General features: G+C 63.8%; 4 protein-coding genes. 2 read left to right on the top strand and 2 right to left on the bottom strand.

Annotated features, from left to right (window positions below):
• Positions 1-970: GMC family oxidoreductase N-terminal domain-containing protein (locus ABI213_RS21660; protein ID WP_348028606.1), on the bottom strand; the 970-nt coding region annotated here is incomplete at its 3' end.
• 126 nt (positions 971-1,096) lie between these two features.
• Entirely contained in the window at positions 1,097-2,566 is a 1,470-nt protein-coding gene (locus tag ABI213_RS21655; protein ID WP_348028604.1) for an NAD-dependent succinate-semialdehyde dehydrogenase, read from the bottom strand.
• 300 nt (positions 2,567-2,866) lie between these two features.
• Between ABI213_RS21655 and fae the strand changes: the two genes are divergently transcribed.
• Together fae and ABI213_RS21645 are read left to right on the top strand one after the other, a co-directional pair.
• Positions 2,867-3,367, top strand: coding sequence for a formaldehyde-activating enzyme (gene fae, locus ABI213_RS21650; RefSeq protein WP_348005591.1), 501 nt, complete (start codon positions 2,867-2,869; stop codon positions 3,365-3,367).
• A 1-nt stretch (position 3,368) separates the two neighbouring features.
• On the top strand, positions 3,369-4,304 hold a 936-nt coding region (locus ABI213_RS21645), incomplete at its 3' end, for an aldo/keto reductase (RefSeq protein ID WP_348028602.1).

Genomic DNA, 4,304 nt, shown 5'->3' with positions numbered 1-4,304 from the left:
GCAGGGCCGCACGAACCTTGCCGTGCCAGGGGTAGAGCTGGTCATTCAGCGTGGGCACTTTGGACTTGAAGTAGTACGACACACACAGGTGGTCTTGCAGGTGTTGGCCCACCGCGGGTGCATGCAGTACTTGCGGCAAACCCAGGCCCTGCAGCAGGGCCGCATCGCCCACGCCCGACAACTGCAATAGCTGGGGCGAATTGATGGCCCCGCCGGACAGTATGACCTCGCGGTGCGCTTTTACCTGGTGCAGCGTTCCGTTTTGCAAAAACTCGATGCCTACCGCCCTGCGGCCCTCAAACAGCACCCGCGTGACATGGGCCTTGGTTTGCACCTGCAGGTTGCCGCGTTTGCGAGCCGGCCGCAAGAATGCGCTGGAGCAGGAAGCCCGCACACCGTCGCGGATGGTCATTTGCCAGATGCCTGCGCCATCCATCTGCGCACCGTTGAAGTCCTGCGTATGCCCCAGACCCTGCTCTTTGCAGGCTTCGATAAAGGTGCCGCACAGGGGGTGCACCTTGGCCGAGATGTCGCTGACCCGCAGCGGCCCGCCTGCGCCATGGAACTCAGACGCACCCCAGGCATGGTCTTCCGACTTTTTGAAGTACGGCAGCACATCGCTCCAGCCCCAGCCAGGGTTGCCCTCGGCCGCCCAGTCGTCAAAGTCGCCACGGTGGCCACGGATGTACACCATGGCATTAATGGAGCTGGAGCCGCCCAACACCTTGCCGCGCGGCCAGTAGGCGGCCCGCCCGGCCAAAGCGGCCTCGGGCTCTGTGTGGTACATCCAGTTCAGTTTGGGGTCGTTGAAGGTACGGCCATAGCCGATGGGCACCTGGATCCAGGGACTGCGGTCCGATCCCCCGGCCTCCAGCAGCAGTACCTGGTGCCGCCCGTCCTCGCTCAAGCGGTTGGCCAGCACGCAACCGGCAGACCCGGCGCCCACGATGATGTAGTCGTATGTGTTCATGGTTCAGCGCACGGGCGCAGTAGAAGAAAATATGTTGGCAGACAAGCAGTTGCCCCACAGACCGTACACCACAGAGATGGACAAGCCCAGCAACTTGCCGGACTGGCGGGGCATTGGCATTGCAGGTCAACCGCCCGTGCGCAGGCCGCCTACCAGCATGTATTTCAGGCTGAGGTAGTCGTCCAGGCCGTGGCTGGAGCCTTCGCGGCCAAAGCCGGACTCTTTCACGCCGCCAAACGGGGCCACCTCGGTCGAAATCATGCCCTCGTTGACACCCACCATGCCGACTTGCAGGCGCTCGGCAAAGTCCCACACCCGGGCCAGGTCGCGGCTGTAGAAATAGGCGGACAGGCCAAACGGCGTGTCATTGGCCAGCGCCAGCACTTCGTCTTCGGTCTTGAAGCGGAAGCAGGCGGCCACCGGGCCAAAGGTTTCTTCCTGCGCCAGCTGCATTTGCACGTTCGCGTTGGTCAGCAGGGTGGGCTGGTAGAAAGTGCCCCCCAATGCGTGCGATTCACCACCTACGATCAAATTGGCACCCAGCGCAATTGCATCCTGCACATGGCGCTCTACTTTTTGTAGTGCAGTGGTATTGATGAGCGGGCCGATGTCGCTGCCCGGTGCCGTGCCTTCGCCGACCTTCAACGCACGCACTGCCACGGCAAAGCGCTCCATGAAGCGGTCGTAAATGCCGTCCTGGATGAAAAAGCGGTTCACGCACACGCAGGTCTGGCCCGCGTTGCGGAACTTGGAAGCCATGGCCCCGACCACCGCGGCGTCCACATCGGCATCGTCGAACACGATGAACGGTGCGTTGCCGCCCAGCTCCAACGACACCCGCTTGAGCGTGTCCGACGCCTGGCGCATCAGCAGCTTGCCCACACGGGTAGAACCGGTGAACGACACCTTGCGCACCACGTCGCTTTGCATCACTGCATCGCCAATGGCCGGGGCATCGCCCGACACCACGTTGAACACGCCCGCAGGCACGCCCGCCTCCTGCCCCAGCACCGCCAGCGCAAAGGCCGACAGCGGGGTTTCTTCTGACGGCTTCAGCACCATGCTGCAGCCTGCCGCCAGTGCCGCACCCACCTTGCGGGTGACCATGGCCAGCGGAAAATTCCACGGCGTGATGGCTGCCACCACGCCCACCGGCTCCTTGGTTACCACCACCCGCGCGCCCAGCTTGTGCGGCGGCACCACCTCACCGTAGACACGGCGGCCTTCCTCGGCAAACCACTCCAGGAACGATGCCGCGTAGGCGACTTCACCCCGTGCCTCGGCCAGCGGCTTGCCCTGCTCTGCGGTCAGCAGCGCGGCTAGATCATCGCAATGCGCCAGCATCAGCGCCGACCAGCGCCGCAGCACGGTGCCACGCTCCTTGGCCAGGGTACGCCGCCAACCGGGCAAGGCCTGCTGGGCGGCGGCGATCGCGGCCTGGGTCTCGGTGGCACCGGCGCGGGCCACCTGGGCCAGCAACGCACCGGTGGCGGGGTTCACCACGGGGTAGTGCGCGGTGCTGTCCACCCACGCACCGGCAATAAAGTTCTGCGTCTGGAACAGATCGGGGCGGGTCAAGGCAAGCAAAGAGGTCATGGTGGCAATCGAAAAATGAGGGTTGGGGTACGGGAAGCGGCAGAGACTACGCGCCCGGCCACCTGCCGACAAACCACTTTTTCTACGGCCCGCCATGCAAAAAACTCCTGGCCTGGGGTTTACCTGTGTGTCATGAGTTTTTGTCATGCCGCAGGGCAAAAAGAATGGTTTGCCGCCTAAAAAGCCCGCTTGCATACTGCCGACCAATCTGAAACACCCGACGAAACCACGCGGGAACGCAGCCGCAGCGCCGTCGCCACTATTCACCCCAGCCAACGCAACAACACAAGGAGATTTGCCATGTACATCGGAGAAAGCTTTATCGGCAGCGGTCCCAACGCCGCCCACGTCAACGCCATGGTCGGGCCCCGTACCGGCCCCGTGGGCAACGCCTGGGCGGGCGCACTCTCGTCGCCCACCAAAGGCCACCTGCCCTTCATGGTGGTGTTGCAGCCTGGCGTGCCAGTCAAACCCATGACCGCCTTCATCAACAAGGCCGACCTGCGCGGCGACACCCATGAAAACATGACCTGGGGCCCGGCCCAGGCAGGCATTGCCAAGGGCGTGCAAGAGTGCCTGCTGGAAGGCGTGCTACCGCCCGAAGCAGAAAACGACTGGTGCGTGATCACCGCCGTGTGGGTCAACTGGTCCGCCGACAACGCCGACATGGTGTTCGAGAACAACTACCGCGCCGCCAAAGGTGCGGTCATCGCCGCCATGCGCCAGGAGCCCACCTTGGCCACGGTGCGCGCCGCTGTAACCGCTGTGAGCAACCCCTTCTACACCCCCAAGGCAGGCTGATATGGACTACGTAAACCTGGGCCACAGCGGCCTGAAAGTCTCTCGCCTGTGCCTGGGCACCATGACCTTTGGCACGCCCGCCTGGCGGCCCTGGGTGCTGGACGAGGCAGCCTCCACTCCGGTCATCCACCGGGCACTGGACCACGGCATCAACTTCATCGATATGGCCGACTTCTATTCCATCGGTGTGGGTGAAGAAGTCGTGGGCCGGGCGGTGGTCAAGCGCCTGCCGCGCCAGCAACTGGTGCTGACGACCAAGGCGTTTTACGCCATGGGCAGTGGCCCGAACGATGGCGGCCTGTCGCGCAAGCATTTGTTCGATGCCATCGACGCATCGCTCAAGCGCATTGGCACCGACTACATAGACGTCTTCATGGTGCACGGCTTTGACATGGCCACCCCGGTGGAAGAAACCATGTGCGCGCTGAACGACATCGTGCGCTCGGGCCGGGCGCGCTACATCGGCGCGTCCACCATGTACGCCTGGCAGTTTGCCAAGATGAACCATGTGGCGGAGCGCAACGGCTGGGCCCGGTTCATCACCATGCAATGCCAGTTGAACGCCGCCTACCGCGAAGAAGAGCGTGAAATGGTCCCGTACTGCCAAGACCAGGGCATTGCGGTCACCCCGTTTTCACCACTGGCACGCGGTTTACTGGCTGGCACGCCCGATTCGCTGCGCAACAAAACCGACAACTTCACCCAGTCGTTTTACGACGACCAGACCAGCCTGGATGTGGCGCACGCCGTGGGCCGGGTGGCCCAACGGCTGGAGATAGCACCGTCGCAACTGGCGCTGCGCTGGGTGGTGGACCGCCCTGGTGTCACCTCCACCCTGGTGGGGGCCGATTCTGCAGCCCAGATCGACGACGCAGTGGCCGCCCTCCAACACCAACCCAGCGCCGCCGACTACGCCGAGATTGACGGCTGGTACACG

Origin of the sequence: Rhodoferax sp. (assembly GCF_039922535.1) — a bacterium.
Lineage (GTDB): Bacteria > Pseudomonadota > Gammaproteobacteria > Burkholderiales > Burkholderiaceae_C > Rhodoferax_B.
Note: the sequence above shows the minus strand (reverse complement) of the source record. Positions and strands in the feature narration are given on the sequence as shown.

What these genes read in the sequence shown, in the direction of transcription:
- ABI213_RS21655 (WP_348028604.1), bottom strand. Translation starts at nt 2,566, where the DNA reads ATGACCTCTTTGCTTGCCTTGACCCGCCCCGATCTGTTCCAGACGCAG.
- fae (WP_348005591.1), top strand. Translation starts at nt 2,867, where the DNA reads ATGTACATCGGAGAAAGCTTTATCGGCAGCGGTCCCAACGCCGCCCAC.